This window comes from Sphingobacterium puteale (genome assembly GCF_003627955.1).
GTDB lineage: Bacteria > Bacteroidota > Bacteroidia > Sphingobacteriales > Sphingobacteriaceae > Sphingobacterium > Sphingobacterium puteale.
In genome coordinates this window covers 1-15,803 of the sequence record NZ_RBWS01000036.1, presented here as the reverse complement: position 1 = coordinate 15,803, position 15,803 = coordinate 1, and the positions used below count along the sequence as shown (strand labels likewise).

The 15,803-nt window shown below is 39.3% G+C and carries 14 protein-coding genes and 1 tRNA gene; 7 read left to right on the top strand and 8 right to left on the bottom strand.

The window, feature by feature from the left end; translation table 11 throughout:
* Positions 1–252: 252 nt before the first annotated feature.
* A complete protein-coding gene (locus D7322_RS27855; RefSeq protein ID WP_121127435.1) occupies positions 253–1,206 on the top strand; it encodes an aldo/keto reductase in 954 nt (317 codons plus the stop codon).
* Between the two features lie 236 nt (positions 1,207–1,442).
* On the opposite strand, the gene coaD is transcribed toward D7322_RS27855, so the two are convergent.
* The 3 genes from coaD to D7322_RS27840 are packed head-to-tail and all read right to left on the bottom strand — an operon-like array spanning position 1,443 to position 3,257.
* Positions 1,443–1,928, bottom strand: a complete 486-nt coding sequence (coaD, locus tag D7322_RS27850; protein WP_121127434.1) for a pantetheine-phosphate adenylyltransferase — start codon at positions 1,926–1,928, stop codon at positions 1,443–1,445.
* Between the two features lies 1 nt (position 1,929).
* The gene (gene rsmD / locus D7322_RS27845; protein WP_121127433.1) at positions 1,930–2,469 is read right to left on the bottom strand and encodes a 16S rRNA (guanine(966)-N(2))-methyltransferase RsmD; all 540 of its coding nucleotides are present in this window, start codon (positions 2,467–2,469) and stop codon (positions 1,930–1,932) included.
* Positions 2,460–3,257, bottom strand: a complete 798-nt coding sequence (locus D7322_RS27840; protein ID WP_121127432.1) for a DUF3822 family protein — start codon at positions 3,255–3,257, stop codon at positions 2,460–2,462. Before D7322_RS27840 ends, rsmD begins: the two co-directional genes overlap by 10 nt.
* 85 nt (positions 3,258–3,342) lie before the next feature.
* On the opposite strand from D7322_RS27840, the gene D7322_RS27835 reads away from it, so the two are divergent.
* The 3 genes from D7322_RS27835 to D7322_RS27825 all read left to right on the top strand — a co-directional run bounded on the left by D7322_RS27835 (position 3,343) and on the right by D7322_RS27825 (position 7,891).
* Positions 3,343–4,767, top strand: coding sequence for an ATP-dependent DNA helicase (locus tag D7322_RS27835; protein ID WP_121127431.1), 1,425 nt, complete (start codon positions 3,343–3,345; stop codon positions 4,765–4,767).
* An 89-nt stretch (positions 4,768–4,856) separates the two neighbouring features.
* On the top strand, positions 4,857–7,343 hold the full coding sequence (locus D7322_RS27830; protein ID WP_121127430.1) for a S9 family peptidase: 2,487 nt from the start codon (positions 4,857–4,859) through the stop codon (positions 7,341–7,343).
* An 8-nt stretch (positions 7,344–7,351) separates the two neighbouring features.
* Positions 7,352–7,891 (top strand): hypothetical protein, encoded by a 540-nt coding sequence (locus D7322_RS27825; protein WP_121127429.1) that lies wholly within the window; start codon positions 7,352–7,354, stop codon positions 7,889–7,891.
* A 27-nt stretch (positions 7,892–7,918) separates the two neighbouring features.
* Here the strand turns inward: D7322_RS27825 and ruvB are convergent, their stop codons facing one another.
* The 5 genes from ruvB to pdxH form a co-directional block, all read right to left on the bottom strand.
* Positions 7,919–8,941: a Holliday junction branch migration DNA helicase RuvB gene (gene ruvB / locus D7322_RS27820; RefSeq protein ID WP_121127428.1), complete on the bottom strand. Its 1,023-nt coding sequence runs from the start codon at positions 8,939–8,941 to the stop codon at positions 7,919–7,921.
* 12 nt (positions 8,942–8,953) lie between these two features.
* A complete protein-coding gene (locus D7322_RS27815) occupies positions 8,954–9,691 on the bottom strand; it encodes a polyprenol monophosphomannose synthase (RefSeq protein WP_121127427.1) in 738 nt (245 codons plus the stop codon).
* 349 nt (positions 9,692–10,040) lie between these two features.
* Entirely contained in the window at positions 10,041–11,207 is a 1,167-nt protein-coding gene (locus D7322_RS27810; RefSeq protein ID WP_245971505.1) for an NADH-quinone oxidoreductase subunit D, read from the bottom strand.
* 35 nt (positions 11,208–11,242) lie between these two features.
* Positions 11,243–11,731, bottom strand: a complete 489-nt coding sequence (locus D7322_RS27805; protein ID WP_121127425.1) for an NADH-quinone oxidoreductase subunit C — start codon at positions 11,729–11,731, stop codon at positions 11,243–11,245.
* 1 nt (position 11,732) lies between these two features.
* Complete coding sequence (gene pdxH / locus D7322_RS27800; RefSeq protein WP_121127424.1) at positions 11,733–12,386, bottom strand: pyridoxamine 5'-phosphate oxidase; 654 nt, start codon at positions 12,384–12,386, stop codon at positions 11,733–11,735.
* Between the two features lie 154 nt (positions 12,387–12,540).
* Here pdxH and D7322_RS27795 point away from each other — a divergent pair, with 154 nt between their 5' ends.
* The 3 genes from D7322_RS27795 (at position 12,541) to D7322_RS27785 (ending at position 15,575) form a co-directional block, all read left to right on the top strand.
* Entirely contained in the window at positions 12,541–13,104 is a 564-nt protein-coding gene (locus D7322_RS27795; protein WP_120257473.1) for a YqgE/AlgH family protein, read from the top strand.
* Positions 13,105–13,359: 255 nt separating this feature from the next.
* A complete protein-coding gene (htpG, locus tag D7322_RS27790; protein ID WP_121127436.1) occupies positions 13,360–15,249 on the top strand; it encodes a molecular chaperone HtpG in 1,890 nt (629 codons plus the stop codon).
* A 252-nt stretch (positions 15,250–15,501) separates the two neighbouring features.
* Positions 15,502–15,575, top strand: a tRNA-His gene (locus tag D7322_RS27785).
* The last annotated feature ends 228 nt before the right edge of the window (positions 15,576–15,803 follow it).

The following is a 15,803-nucleotide window of genomic DNA, read 5'->3' as shown; positions in this document are numbered from 1 at the left end:
CGGAGTCGAACCGGCACGGTTTCCCACTGGTGTTTGAGACCAGCGCGTCTACCAATTCCGCCATCCGGGCATATCCGTTTGGGATGATGCAAAAGTAAGGAAAGTTTTTGTTTTTCCAAACGATCTTCTGCTTCTTTTCCTAAACTACCTGAAAATGAATTAGAAATTTTTTACAAACCTATTTGTAATACCCCTCCAAAGGCTTAACTGGCATTTTTTTCTTAAATTTAAGCTGGAAATATTAGGCAAATCATGGAAAAGGTAAAGTTAGGAAACAGTGAAATTGAATTTAAACCCATCGTTTTCGGTGGAAATGTATTTGGATGGACTGTCGATGAGCAACAGTCGTTTGCTCTTTTGGATGCATTTGTCGATATGGGTTTTAGTTTTATAGATACATCCAACAACTACTCTCATTGGGTGCCGGGCCACACTGGGTCAGAGTCCGAATCCATTATAGGTAAATGGATCAGTAAACGAGATGTACGGGATAAAATTCAGATTGCGACGAAAGTGGGCGGACGCCATGCCGGTAATGACAAACCCAATTTGAAAAAAGAACATATTATCCAGTCTGTTGACGAATCGCTCTTACGGCTACAATTAGACACAATAGATCTTTATCAGTCGCATCACGATGATCTTTCAACAGCCATAGATGAGACGCTGTCGGCTTACCAGCAATTGGTACAAGCTGGAAAGGTAAAATGGATTGGAGCGTCTAATTTAAGCCCTGAGCGCCTAAAAGAATCATTAGTTGTCGCTGAGCAGCATGGTCTCCCTACCTATATTGCCATTCAGCCCGAATATAATTTGTACGACCGTTCAAAATATGAGAAAGATTATGAAAAGCTCGCAGTTGAAAATCACTTGGGTGTAATCTCCTACTATTCCCTTGCAAGCGGATTTCTTTCGGGAAAATATAGGTCGATAGCGGATGTTAAAGATGTGAAACGAGCAGATGCCTTAAAAGATCGGTTTAATAATCGTGGACTTCGTATTCTGGATGCCTTAGCCCAAGTAGCCCATAATCAACAGGTCGCTATGTCAACAATTGCGCTCGCCTGGATTCTTCATCGGCCTTCGGTCACCGCACCTATTGTCAGTGCCACCTCACTACAACAACTCGAGGAACTAGCTAAAGCAACCACAATAAATTTGTCCGCTGAAGAGATGTCGCGGTTGAATATAGCTAGTATGTGGTAAAATTGTTGATGAATAATGTTTTAATTAGTTGGTATTGAGGTTTTTAAAATAAAATTTAACACCATCCAGAATATTATTTGGGAAGCGAGGCCGTCAAAGGTCTCATATTTGTATCTTGGGTAAATCAATTATTTATATTTAATACTATAAATGTCTGGTTTTTAGCAAGAAAAATATCCTATCAAAATATTATTTTGTCAGGATATTTTCTATTTTTATCGTCGTAAATGGAACAATCAGGAGTTTGCCGGTCTCTTTCCATTCAATAAGTTAAGAACTTCTTTTGGTACCATTGCGCTGACATCTCCTCCGTTAAACCAGATATCCCGTACGATAGTTGACGATATGTGAGCCTTCCCGGTTCTGCTCATCAAAAAATAGCATTCGATCGTAGGGTTTAGCAAAAGGTTGTTTTGAGCTATCGCATTTTCAAACTCGAAATCTCCTGTATTTCGTAAACCGCGTAATATAAATTTCGCACCGACTTTCTGGCAGAAATCTACAGTCAAACCACTATATTTTACGACTTCTATTGTCTGGACACCCTGAAAAACATGCTGTATGCAATTGACCCGTTCTTTGTGGTCCAACATGCCTTTTTTGTTCGCATTATAACCTACAGCAATAATGATTTTATCAAAGAGTGGCAGGGCTCTTTCGACTAGATCTTGATGAGCTGAAGTAAAAGGGTCAAATGAGCCCGGAAAAACAGCAATTTTCATATTATAAAGGATTTGAGTAAAATGAAAAAGACGAATAACCGTATTTTCTGGTTTCTATAAAATTTGGGTGGTTCTCCATCTGCCTCGTCGAGGGATGTTCTACAATAAGAAGGCCATTGTTATTCAGTAGATTGTGTTCGAAAATCAATTTTGGTAATTGGGGCAGTTTTGGAATATCGTATGGTGGATCCGCAAAAATTAGGTCATAAGTATTTTTACAGCTGCTAATAAACTTAAAGACATCCGCTTTCCGGGCTTTGATCTGTTCAAGTTTCATTTTTTTTGCAGTTTCGGTAATATATTGCACACATTTAAAATGCAAATCAATGGAGTCAACCTGTTTTACTTCGCGTGATGCTAGTTCAAAACTAATATTTCCAGTCCCCGCGAAAAGATCAAGACAATTTAGTCCATCAAATTCAAGACGATTCTGCAAAATATTAAACAACGCCTCTTTAGCAATATCTGTAGTTGGCCTGACCGGTAAATTGGTCGGTGGGTTCAGCCTTAAACCACCTATTCTACCTCCTATTATTCGCATAATATTGAATCAAACAGTACGTTGTACGGAGTTAGGCTGCTTTCGATCTCTTGATCCGCCAGGACTACTTTTGTTTTCAACTCCAGGACTTCGATGTCGCCTGCATAGGATGCAATCCGTTTATAATAAGAATCATCGGGAACCTCACCGGAAAGGAGGATCTTATCGATGGAATCACCCAGACTGAACTGTGTCAATATATTCAAAACGAAATAGCTTATATCATCAAGGTTATGGATTTCAAAACTATTATAAAGCTGAAACCCACCATTTTTGAATAGATAAAAGTCAACGATGTTGTCAGCTACAAAGTGTAATCCCAACGCAGTTCCTCTAATGGATATGCGCTCCTGAGCACGGTCAAGTACAACAGCAAATTCGGGAAGAATCACGGCGTCAGGAAATAATCTGCGCCAACGATTTAAAAGAAGTTTATCGAACTGATATAAAGCTACTAAACCAAGGTTATCTAAATAGTATATGAATGTTTTTTCAAGATCTGAAGTGCCCAAAAATTGCAGGTATTGTGCAATACTATCCTTCTGAAAAACCTCTTTAGGTATAAATGTAAAACTCTGGTGTGGGATCACAACCCGAACGAATCGAAACGGCAGACTCATTATTCTTGTTGCATCTAAAATTGGCTCCTCTGAAGGATATTCGATCAATATCGGTGCCACTGACTTCTTATCGACTACCGCTAACACATCTTTTTGGAAGCCAGCTTTTACCAAAAGGTTATACTCAGGTAAGTAATGAATGTTAAATTGTTTTGAAATATAATTCATTCGCTGAATTGTAAAAATAAAAACTTGTTAAAGCAAAAGTAGCTTTTTCTAGAGGATAAGACAAACCTTTTAAATAACTTTGGGCGTGTTCATCAAAAATCTGCTTATACAACAATTTCCTTGGCAACCAACCGCGCAGCAGCTGGAAGCATTCGAGTTATTGGAAGAGTTTCTGCTTGCTTTTGACAGGCATTCTTGTTTTGTACTCAAAGGCTATGCTGGTACTGGTAAAACAACATTAATTGCGGCATTGGTCAACGTACTGCCCGCATTGAAGAAACGGGCAATACTCTTGGCTCCGACAGGTAGGGCTGCTAAAGTGATGAGTTATTATTCGGGAAGAAAGGCTTTGACCATTCACAAGAAGATTTATCGGAAAAAGTCCGCCATTTCTTTTCAATTGGACTTTACACTTGCAGAAAATCTACATGAGAATACGCTTTTTATTATTGACGAAGCTTCAATGATATCCAACGAAGCTGTCAATGTGTTTTCAAAAAGTCTTTTAGATGACCTGATTCGTTATGTACAATCTGGCAAGAATTGTAGCTTGCTTTTTGTAGGTGATACTGCTCAGTTGCCTCCTGTTGGTCTATTGGACAGTCCGGCATTAAGTCCCGGTTTTCTTGAGCATGAATTTCATCTCTGTGTCTATCCATACGAACTCACTACCGTGGTTCGGCAGTCCCAGGATTCGGGTATATTGTACAATGCGACTAAAATACGAAATGAGATCATATCGGCTGAAGAAGGACAACATGACTTTCCATTTCCAAAATTCATAACAAAAGGATTTAAAGATATTTACAGAATGACAGGTGAACGGTTAATTGAGGGGATAAACTATGCCTATGATAAATATGGCGTAGAAAATACCATGATCATATGCCGTTCAAACCGTTCAGCAAACCTATATAATCAGAATATCCGCAACAGGATTCTTTTTAGAGACGAAGAACTAACAGGTGGGGATTATATCATGGTCGTGAAGAACAATTACTTCTGGCTACAAGAGAACAATATGGGTGATGGTTTTATTGCAAACGGCGATATGGCCAAAGTCCGGAAAGTGAGTAATATCCACGAACAACACGGTTATAGATTTGCTGATGTTACGCTGGAATTTATGGATATTGATGAAATAGAGCCCATCACCTGTCGCGTTATTTTGGACAGTCTCTATACAGAAGGACCTAATCTTTCGTATGAAAGCCAGAAAAACCTATACGAAGAAATCGGGATGGATTACGCAGATATTCTGGATAAAAAGGATCGACTTGAAGCTATTAAGAAAGATCCTTATTATAATGCATTACAGATCAAATTTGCTTTCGCAATCACTTGTCACAAAGCTCAAGGCGGACAATGGCCCATTGTTTTTGTTGATCAGGGATATGTCAATGATGAGATGTTGGATCTTGAATTTCTTCGCTGGCTATATACAGGTGTTACCCGCGCCACGCAGGAGCTTTTTTTGGTAAACTTTAATGAAAACTTCTATCCATCATAGGATTATTACATGAAACATTCTTTTGGCTGTGTAATAATGAATATTTTAGCGATCAAAACCAAGATTACATAATTATCTATATTTATTTGATGCGTAAGTTCTATTTTATCTTTGCAGCCGGTCTATTGCCTTACTTTGCTTCTGCGCAACAGCTTCAGGAGCCTCCGGTAAAACCGAATTATCAGCTGGCTGCCAAATTCTCGCCGGAGAAATTAAAAAAAATGATTTTCTCTACGACCATTAAGCCAAACTGGATCAATTTTTCGGATCGTTTTTGGTATGATTATGCCAGCCCACAAGGGAAAAATTGGTATATCGTCAATCCAGCGCTTAAAAAGAAAGAGGCTCTTTTTGATAGCGAGCATGTAGCTGCCCAAATTACTAAAATTGTCAAAAACCCTATGGATGCCCAACATCTGGAATTACAGGGTTTGAAATTTACGAAAGATGAAAAAAAGATCAGATTTCAGATTCAGAGCACAAAGGATACGGTAAAATCCAAAGATGAAATCGAAAAACTTAAAAATAAAGCCGATACTACGAAAAAGAAACTCTTCTATTTAGAATATGATTTTGCGTCAAAGATCGTATCCGAAATTAGTGATTCCACGAAAGTAAAAGCTCCCCTGTCTTGGGCAAGCTTCTCCCCTGATACTAATACGGTGTATTTTGCCAAAGACTTTAATCTGTATTGGATGGATAAAACCAATTATCTCAAAGCGGTCAAGAATGAGAAAGATAGCACCATTGTTGAACACCAGATTACAAAAGACGGTGTACAATACTACGCTTGGGGCGGTGACGAATATAGTACTACGACCGGTGACGAAAAGGATAAAGACAATGAAACGAAACGCAAACGTGTATGGATAAGCTGGTCACCGGATGGTCGTTATTTTACGCTGACAAGAAAAGATAATAGATCGTTGCGACCTTTATGGGTGATCAATAATGTAGGTTCTTCTCGGCCTACCCTTGAGACTTATAAATACCAGATGCCGGGTGAGGTTGATTCAACCGAGACTGAATTCTATATCTTTGAGGCAGCAACAAAGGTGCCGCGCAGGTTAAATATCGCCGCTTTTAAAAACCAGACCATTTCCAACTGGACCAAAACACCAGACAGAAATTCATACAAAGAAGATTATTACATTAACTACTGGCTGGGTAATAACGAAGAATTCTATATTTCCCGCTCCAGCCGTGATTTAAAAAGAATAGATCTCTTAAAGGTAAATGTGAACGGTACAGTAAACCCCATTATTCAGGAACGCTCCAATGTATATCTGGATGTTCAAAAGCCATTATTGGTTGAAAATGGGAAACAATTGGTTCATTGGTCAGAAAGAGACGGATGGGGTCATTACTACCGCTATGACACCAACGGTAAATTTATGAATCAGATTACTCAGGGAAGCTTTCATTGTGAGGAAATTACGGGGCTAGATCCAACAACCCAAACCTTGTTTTTTACAGCCGCTGGTCGTGAGAAAAATGAGGATCCCTATTACCTTCACCATTATAGTGTCAATCTAAACGGAAACGGAATTAAACTGCTGAATCCAGGAAATTTTGATCATCAGATCGAGATGAGTGAATCGTCCAAATATTTTGTAAACAATTCTTCAAGAGTAAATACAACACCCGAATCTATATTATTAAATAGCAATGGACAGAAGATCATGACGCTTGAAAAGGCCGATTTGTCTCTGTTATTCGCTGCAGGATATAAATTCCCTGAGCCGTTTAAGGTAAAGGCTGGTGATGGTACCACAGATCTCTATGGTGTTATGTACAAACCTTTTGATTTTGATAGTACAAAAACCTATCCTATCGTAGAATATGTCTACCCGGGACCACAGACAGAAGCTGTCAATAAATCCTTTGGACGGAGCATGGACCGGATAGACCGATTAGCTCAATTTGGCTTTATCGTGGTTACTGTAGGAAATCGGGGCGGACATCCATCCCGCTCACAATGGTACCATACCTATGGTTACGGCAATCTGCGGGATTATGGATTGGAAGATAAAAAGGTGACAGCAGAGCAACTCGCAGACCGTTACAAGTTTATTGACATCAATCGTGTAGGTATTACGGGGCACTCCGGAGGTGGCTTTATGTCGACAGCGGCAATGCTTGTTTATCCTGACTTCTTTAAAGTTGCCGTGTCGGGAGCGGGCAACCATGAAAATCAGATCTACAACCGCTGGTGGAGCGAACGTCATCATGGTGTAACTGAAAAGGTTTCAGCAAAAGGTGATACGACGTTTTCTTATCAGATCAGCAAGAATACAGAATTAGCCAAGAATCTTAAAGGCCGACTGTTGATTGCAACGGGTGATATTGACAACAACGTGCATCCGGCAAATTCGATCCGGATGGTCGATGCATTGATCAAAGCAAATAAACGATTTGACTTTCTGCTCTTGCCGGGACAAAGACATGGATTTGGCGATATGACAGAGTATTTCTTCTGGAAGATGGGTGATTATTTTAGTCAGCACCTTTTGGGGGATTCCAAAATGAATGAAGTCGATATGATTGAAATGAATCGAGAGAAGCCGTTAAAATAACAGGTTTTATGACCAATGATGAAAAAATAAAGTTTTTGTCCGTTACCTTAAGATCGTTTGAGGTAACGGATTTTTCTTTGGATATGCTTGCCGATATTAGCCTTCAGGATTTGCTCAACATTTCGTTGGAAAAAGATAAAACACTGTCTTTTCGTGCTGCCTGGGTGTTTGAAACTATTGTATTAAAGGATACGGCCCTGCTTCAAGGATTGTTGCCACAATTCTTTGATAATTTGAAAAAACAAAAAAACTGGAGCTGCCTCAGGAGTTATAGCAAAATTTTGATGTACTTGACATCAAAGAAAAATAAAAGCTATCATCTTGATGACAAGACTGAAGAAGAGCTTATTGAACTTGCTTTTCAATGGCTGATTGAGCAGCAATGCCCTGTAGCTGTTCTGGTCAATTGTTTGGATATATTAAATAATCTGAGCAAGAAACATGCTTGGATAAAAGAGGAGCTTTTTGCTCAGATCAGTTATTTTCAGAAGATAAAACCTAGTCCAGCATTGTTAAGCCGCACGAAGCGAATCCTTCAAAGTCGCTGATTGGAAGGATATTTTTAAGCTTAGCAATTAAAACAATGTATTTCCTTTTGGATTATGTGTGCGGCCGAGATGCTTATATGCAGCTTCGGTACATTCACGTCCTCTTGAGGTGCGCATGATATAACCTTCCTGGATCAAAAAAGGTTCATATACCTCTTCTATTGTGCCTTCATCTTCCCCTACGGCAGTGGCAACAGTTTTGAGTCCAACGGGGCCGCCTTTGAATTTATCTATAATTGTGGTCAAGATTTTATTATCCATTTCATCTAATCCATTTTCATCAACATTAAGCGCATGAAGCGCATATTTTGCTATTTCCTGATCGATACTTCCATTTCCTTTAATCTGGGCAAAATCTCGTGTTCGACGCAACAAAGCATTTGCAATGCGTGGGGTTCCCCTACTCCTGCGTGCTATTTCGTACGCTCCTTCGTCAGAAATTGGTGTATTCAGAATGTGCGCAGAACGAAGTACGATCGTAGTCAATAATTTTGCATCATAATATTGAAGGCGTGAATTGATGCCAAACCGTGCGCGTAGCGGTGCTGTCAGTAAGCCTGATCGGGTTGTTGCACCAATAAGGGTAAAAGGATTCAATGAAATCTGAACAGAGCGGGCATTTGGTCCCGTCTCCAGCATGATGTCAATTTTGAAATCCTCCATTGCCGAATAGAGATACTCTTCAACCAAGGGACTCAAACGATGGATTTCATCGATAAAGAGCACATCTCCCTCTTCCAGATTTGTCAGTAGCCCAGCAAGGTCCCCGGGCTTATCCAAGACCGGGCCGGAGGTAATTTTTATTCCTACTCCCATTTCATTGGCAATGATGTGGGATAGTGTTGTTTTACCTAATCCCGGAGGCCCATGCAACAATACATGATCCAACGCTTCTCCGCGCAATCGTGCAGCTTTCACAAAAATATTCAGATTTTCCAATATTTTTGCCTGTCCCGTAAAATCTTCAAAAGCCTGGGGGCGCAATGCCCGTTCGATATCGCGATCGGTATTGCTCAGACGTTCGGCATTTGGATCTAAATTCTCGTTCATTGACCAATAATATTAATTTCTCTTATAACTTTTTCCGATACTTCCCAGTTTAAGCTGGATTACGCCAAAAAAAGCTTCCTTGAAGATGCTTGTACTCATTTTAGATGTGCCCTCGGTTCTATCGGTAAATATGATAGGCACCTCTACCACATTAAAACCATATTGAATGGCGGTAAATTTCATCTCAATCTGGAAAGCATAGCCAACAAATTTAATCCTGTCCAAAGGAATGGTCTTTAGCACCTCCCGCGTAAAACAGACAAAACCAGCTGTAGCATCTTGAATTTTAATTCCGGTAATAAAACGTACATATACTGATGCAAAATATGACATCAATACCCTGCTCATAGGCCAGTTGACAACATTTACCCCTTTAATATAGCGGGAGCCGATACTCATATCGGCACCATCTAAGCAGGCTTGTCTCAATCGGACTAGATCTTCAGGATTGTGGCTGAAATCCGCATCCATTTCAAAGATGTACTGATAATGTTCCCTTGCGAGCCCCCATTTAAATCCGTGGATATACGCTGTTCCCAAGCCTAGTTTCCCTTTCCGTTCTTCTATAAATAAACGGTCTTGAAACTCATTTAATTGCAAACGCTTTACGATATCAGCCGTTCCATCAGGCGATCCGTCATCAACAATCAGAATATCAAATGCATGTGATAAGGAAAAAACTTTACGAATGATTTTTTCAATATTTTCCTTTTCATTATATGTTGGAATAATAACTAAACTCTCCGCCACTTTCTTTTATTTAAGACCAGTAAAGGTAACAATTTAAGCCAAATTCTCTACTAAGAATTTTGATGAAATCTGTACAAAAAGGTTATTTTGAAGGAATGTGTTTGATGTCGTCTGCTTTTAATAAGCAAAGTATCTGCCCCTCTAAAATAATATGATTGATAAAAAGAAAAGCCCGCTACTATGGGAGTAACGAGCTTTCATTAACCAATTATAAACTTAAATTATGAGACTGCAAATATGGTGAATATTGCTTATATATGCAAATTTTAATGCGTTTTTATGCAACATTTTCAATACAGTGTCTTAGTTTTTATCAAAACTATTTGATAATATGCATAATACTGCAATTTTATCGATCAACTTCGCCCAGCACGATATCGATTGACCCAAGTATGGCAATAAGGTCGGCAATTAAAACCCCTTTTCCCAATTCGGAAATGACAGAAAGATTGTTGAAACTTGGTCCTCTTGATTTCACTCTTAAGGGAATATCAGATTTTTCTTTCGTTACAAAATAAAAACCAAGTTCTCCTTTCGGGTTCTCCGCACGCACATAGTAATCTTGCGCTTTCAAATTTACTTTTTTGGGCACCAACGCACGTGGATCAAAATCCGCTGTACGCTTAAAGTCTTTCTCTAAACGTTCAAGGCATTGTTCAACGATGCGTACAGATTCGCGTACTTCATCTACCCTAACCTTATAGCGGTCCCAGCAATCTCCAATACTACCCATGACTCCTTGTCCTACCGGGACCTCAAAGTCTATTTCCGGATAAACGGAATATCCATCAATCCGTCTCAAATCCCATTTAATACCTGAGGCTCGTAGCATAGGGCCAGAGACACCGTAATTAATTGCAACCTCAGCTGGTAAGATGCCAATATTAGCTGTTCGCGATATAAATATCTGATTCTGCGTTAATATCTCATCAAGCTCCACTAGCTTTGGCTTAAAATAACGTATAAATTCGGAACAACGTGTTTCAAAACCAACGGGCAAATCGTAGAAAAGCCCACCTACCCATATATAGTTATATAACATGCGAGAACCGGATACCCATTCCAACATGTTCATGATATGCTCACGATCTCTAAAGCACCATAGAAAAGGAGTTGTGGCACCGATATCAATACCGTATGTACCGATAGCAATAAGATGTGATGCAATGCGATTAAGTTCACAGACTAATACACGGATATATTCTACCCTTTTGGGGATCTTACTATCCAAACCCAGCATACGTTCTACACCCATGACAAATGCATGGCTATTGTTCATGGATGCCAGATAATCTAAGCGATCGGTGAAAGGAATTGTTTTACCATAATTTAATGATTCTGCATGTTTATCGAAACATCGGTGCAGATACCCCAAATGTGGAACGACCTCTTTCACAATTTCGCCATCGGTAATCAGTTGCAAGCGTAACACTCCGTGAGTTGAGGGGTGTTGCGGTCCCATGTTTAATACCATTTCTTGGGTCGAGATCTCCGTTAAATGTCTTTCATAGCGCATTAATGCTTCGCTATATTTTGGATTCGCCATAGGGATTAATTAATGTTAATACCATGATACTTTTCAGCATCCTGATAATCTTTACGTAAAGGGTGCCCTTCCCAATCATCGGGCAAAAGGATTCGCCGCAGGTCAGGGTGCCCTGAAAAATAAATTCCCATCAGATCAAATGCTTCTCTTTCATGCCAATCTGCTGTACGCCAAACGGATGTTATTGATACGATCTCTGGTAGTTCGTCCAAAGACCGGTTCGTCTCCAATTCCACTTTCAAAACAAGGGTATGTTGATAAGGTAGGGAATTAAGATGGTATACAATGGTAAAGTGCTCTTCGTAATCTACCGCAGTTATGTTGCTCAAAAAGTCAAAATAAAGTCCTTCTGTATCTCGAAGAAAAGAACAGACAGGAAGTAGATTTTCTGCGTCGATAAACAACGCCGGTTGTAAGCCAGTGACCTCTTCTTTCCGTATGATGGAGGCACCCAATGCGGAAACTAGTGTTGATTTAATTTCTTCAAATGTCATATTATGGGGCTAGACGCGTAATTTTCCAAGAATCTGATATTTTTTTATAGACAATACGGTCATGAAGACGACTTGCACGGCCCTGCCAAAATTCAAAATAAATGGGTTTTAAGATATAGCCGCCCCAGTGCGCTGGACGAGGAACAGGTACATCATCGGTATATTGCTTCTGAAGCTCTTCTACTCTGATTTCTAAAAAATCTCTGTTTGGAATTTCCCGGCTCTGCGGCGATGCCAAAGCGCCTATGCGACTTGCTTTGGGGCGTGATTGAAAATACTCATCCGAATTGGATCCATTGACAAATTCAATGACCCCTTCAACGCGGATTTGTCGTTGCAATTCGGGCCAGAAAAACAAGAGCGCAGCATGTGGATTGGTTTTCATTTCTTCCCCTTTTCGGCTCTCATAATTTGTAAAGAATACCAACCCTCCTTCTGAAATATCTTTTAATAGAACAATCCTTGAGGATGGCAAATGCTGTAGCGAAACAGTGGACAACACCATCGCATTGGGCTCAATCACCTCACTATGAATAGCCTCATCAAACCATTTTTTAAACTGATGGATGGGATCATGATCCACATCAGATTCAGATAGGTTACCCAATACGTAATCTTGTCTGATCGCTGCAATATCTTTATGTTGAATGGACATAGAAACCTATTTTTATATTCCTACAAACTTACTAAAATCATTGCTTTTTCTCTATAAACTTAGTAGAAATTGCCAAAAACGTTTTTTTGGCACAAATCTCGCATGAGTTAAACAAAAAAGGATTAATTTCGACATATACTTAATTTTGCGTCCTATGTTTAATGAATTAGACCCACAAAAAGGAAGCTTGCTGATTTCAGAGCCATTCATGTTAGACCCTCGATTCCTAAGGTCTGTTATCCTATTATGTGATCATAACCAAGAAGGTAGCTTAGGCTTTGTATTGAATAATAAAACGAATGTCCATATTGGTCAATTATTGGAATCAATAGCACAATGTCATTTCCCGATCTATATAGGCGGACCTGTGGCACAGGAGAGCCTATTTTTTGTACATAGTCGGTTTGATCTTCTACTAAGTGGTGAAGAGGTTGCTCCAAACCTCTATTTTGGTGGTGATGAAGAAAAACTTATTGACGCGATTCAACAGGACCAGATTAAATCTGATGAAATTAAGTTTTTCATCGGCTATTCAGGTTGGTCAAGTGGACAATTGGATAAGGAAATAAACGAAAACAGCTGGGCTGTTCAAAACAAATACCATCATCAGATTATTTTTGAAGGTAATGGTGAGTTGCTCTGGAAGGATGCCATAATTGGGTTAGGTCCAAAATATGCCCATGTCGCCAATTTCCCACAGAGCCCCGAATTAAATTAAGATTATTTGTAGATCTAGATCTTCTACTGGATTATTGATCGCCCGATTCCAACATTCACTTGCCCCCATAGTGGGCCTGTATAGTTTTTTCTGTCTAAGCTACCCTGACATAGGTTCAAATACGATTACTAGGTTATATTGAACGTTTATGACAAAATGAATGAATTTCTGCCATCCTGTCCTACAATCGCTATTTGGAACACGGATTGTGCATTAATCACCAAAATCATAAAATTAAATAGCAACATACAAATTATGAATCCAGAAAAAGGTAGTATTTCAATCCACACGGAGAACATATTTCCCGTAATCAAAAAATTCTTATACTCAGATAATGAGATTTTCTTGCGCGAACTGGTATCTAATGCAGTTGATGCTTCCCAAAAGATTAAGCGTTTGGCGTCTTTGGGGCAATACAATGGCGAAACAGGTGAGTTAATCGTAGATGTGAAGTTTGATGAGGCGGCCAAAACCATTACGATTTCAGACAATGGTATTGGTATGACTGCCGAAGAAATCAAAAAATATATTAATCAAATCGCATTTTCGGGAGCAACAGAATTCATGGAGAAATTCAAGGAAGCTAACGATGCAAATGAGATCATTGGTCGCTTTGGGTTAGGATTCTATTCTGCATTTATGGTGGCTGACACCGTAGAAATTCAATCATTATCCTACCAAGATGGAGCCGAACCAGCGCATTGGACATGTGACGGTAGTACTTCTTACGAAATTTCAACAGGGACTAGAACAACACGTGGTACAGACATCATTTTGCATATCAATGACGAGTCCACAGAGTTTTTGAGTCAAGCTCGTCTACAGGACATCTTGGACAAATATGCAAAGTTCCTTCCTATCCCAATTCGTTTTGGCACGAAGACAAGTTCTGAACCAGATGGAGAAGATGAGGAAGGTAAACCAAAATATAAATCTGTAGAAGTTGACAATATCATCAACAATACAAATCCAGCATGGACAAAGTCTCCCTCAGAGTTAAAAGACGAGGATTATCTAGCTTTCTATCGCGAACTATATCCTTATTCGATGGATGAGCCATTGTTTTGGATCCACCTTAACGTAGATTATCCATTTAACCTGACTGGTATTCTTTACTTCCCTAAAGTGAAAAACGAGCTGGAAATCCAACGCAACAAAATCAAGCTTTACTCTAGACAGGTATTCATTACCGATGAAGTAAAGGATATTGTACCGGAATTCCTGATGTTACTTCATGGGGTAATCGATTCACCGGATATTCCATTGAATGTCTCACGCTCTTTCTTACAGGCAGATAGCAATGTTAAAAAGATCAACAGCTATATTACCAAAAAAGTTGCGGATAAATTAAATGAAATATTCAAAACTGACCGCAAAGGTTTTGAAGAAAAATGGACAGACATTGGCTTGTTTATCAAGTATGGCATGCTAAGCGATGAAAAGTTCGCGGAAAAAGCGAGTGATTTCTGCTTGGTAAAAAACACCGACAACGCGAGCTTTACAATCAAAGAATACTATGAAAAAGTAAAAGATATTCAAGTCGATAAAGATGGTAATATTGTTTACTTATATACACATGATGCTGCTCAGCAAGATGGTTTTATCCAAACAGCGTTAAACAAAGGCTATGATGTTTTGGTACTTGATGGCCCACTTGACACACATTTCACCTCCTATTTGGAACAAAAAGGAGGCGAAAAGGTACAGCTTAAACGTGTAGACGCAGATGTGATCGACAAGCTAATTCAAAAAGATGAGAAGATCGAACTTTCATTATCCGAAGAGGAATCCAAAAAAGCTTTGGAAGTTTTCGAAAAAGCGATTTCGCGTCAGGATATGAAAGTTGAGGTAGATGCCCTTCGTGAAGGCGACTTACCCGTATCCGTTACTATAGATGAGTTTATGCGTCGTATGAAAGATATGGCCAAAACTGGCGGTGGCATGAACTTTTATGGTTCATTGCCAGATAATTACAAAGTAACGGTTAATGGCAATCACCCTTTGATCAAACGGATTTTATCCGCTTCTGACGAAGAAGGTGCGAAACTGGCGAAACAAGCTTTTGATTTAGCACTCTTGTCAAGAGGTCTTTTATCAGGTGCCGACTTGACGTCTTTCGTAAAAAGAAGCGTTGAGATGATCTAATTAAGTTCACAATCTTAAAATAGAAAAGCGATTGTCCTATCGGGGTAATCGCTTTTTTATTTTAACACTCAACAAAAAAAAGCATTATGATAAAGATAGGGACCAAACCTCCATCTGTGGGCTATCGCATTCGTTTTTTATTAAAATTTAATAAACTAATCTTCACCTAGTTGCCCTAAATCGCTGTTTTTTTTTATTTAATTATTTGGAGGGAATGGGGTTTAATCGTACTTTTGTATCATCAAAATCACGGTAGGTATAGCTCAGTTGGTTAGAGCACTAGATTGTGGTTCTAGGGGTCGTCGGTTCGAGCCCGATTACTTACCCAAAAGGCAGATCAATATATTGATCTGCCTTTTTTCATTTCCCTATTTTTCTTCCCTGAATTCTGATTGATCCCAAAAACTGTGATTTTTTTATCAATCAGGTAAAGGATCTAGTACAGCCGGCTTTTGCGGGATCAATCAGAATTCTTGGGGGAATATTAAAAATTTGCTAATTTAGCATCTTTAATACAGATCTCCCTTGCAAGACGCCGAACGCAAATTACTATC

What these genes read in the sequence shown, in the direction of transcription:
- D7322_RS27805 (WP_121127425.1), bottom strand. Translation starts at nt 11,731, where the DNA reads ATGACATTTGAAGAAATTAAATCAACACTAGTTTCCGCATTGGGTGCC.
- D7322_RS27825 (WP_121127429.1), top strand. Translation starts at nt 7,352, where the DNA reads ATGACCAATGATGAAAAAATAAAGTTTTTGTCCGTTACCTTAAGATCG.
- pdxH (WP_121127424.1), bottom strand. Translation starts at nt 12,386, where the DNA reads ATGTCCATTCAACATAAAGATATTGCAGCGATCAGACAAGATTACGTA.
- htpG (WP_121127436.1), top strand. Translation starts at nt 13,360, where the DNA reads ATGAATCCAGAAAAAGGTAGTATTTCAATCCACACGGAGAACATATTT.
- D7322_RS27830 (WP_121127430.1), top strand. Translation starts at nt 4,857, where the DNA reads ATGCGTAAGTTCTATTTTATCTTTGCAGCCGGTCTATTGCCTTACTTT.
- D7322_RS27855 (WP_121127435.1), top strand. Translation starts at nt 253, where the DNA reads ATGGAAAAGGTAAAGTTAGGAAACAGTGAAATTGAATTTAAACCCATC.
- D7322_RS27795 (WP_120257473.1), top strand. Translation starts at nt 12,541, where the DNA reads ATGTTTAATGAATTAGACCCACAAAAAGGAAGCTTGCTGATTTCAGAG.
- D7322_RS27810 (WP_245971505.1), bottom strand. Translation starts at nt 11,207, where the DNA reads ATGCGCTATGAAAGACATTTAACGGAGATCTCGACCCAAGAAATGGTA.
- D7322_RS27840 (WP_121127432.1), bottom strand. Translation starts at nt 3,257, where the DNA reads ATGAATTATATTTCAAAACAATTTAACATTCATTACTTACCTGAGTAT.
- ruvB (WP_121127428.1), bottom strand. Translation starts at nt 8,941, where the DNA reads ATGAACGAGAATTTAGATCCAAATGCCGAACGTCTGAGCAATACCGAT.
- rsmD (WP_121127433.1), bottom strand. Translation starts at nt 2,469, where the DNA reads ATGCGAATAATAGGAGGTAGAATAGGTGGTTTAAGGCTGAACCCACCG.
- coaD (WP_121127434.1), bottom strand. Translation starts at nt 1,928, where the DNA reads ATGAAAATTGCTGTTTTTCCGGGCTCATTTGACCCTTTTACTTCAGCT.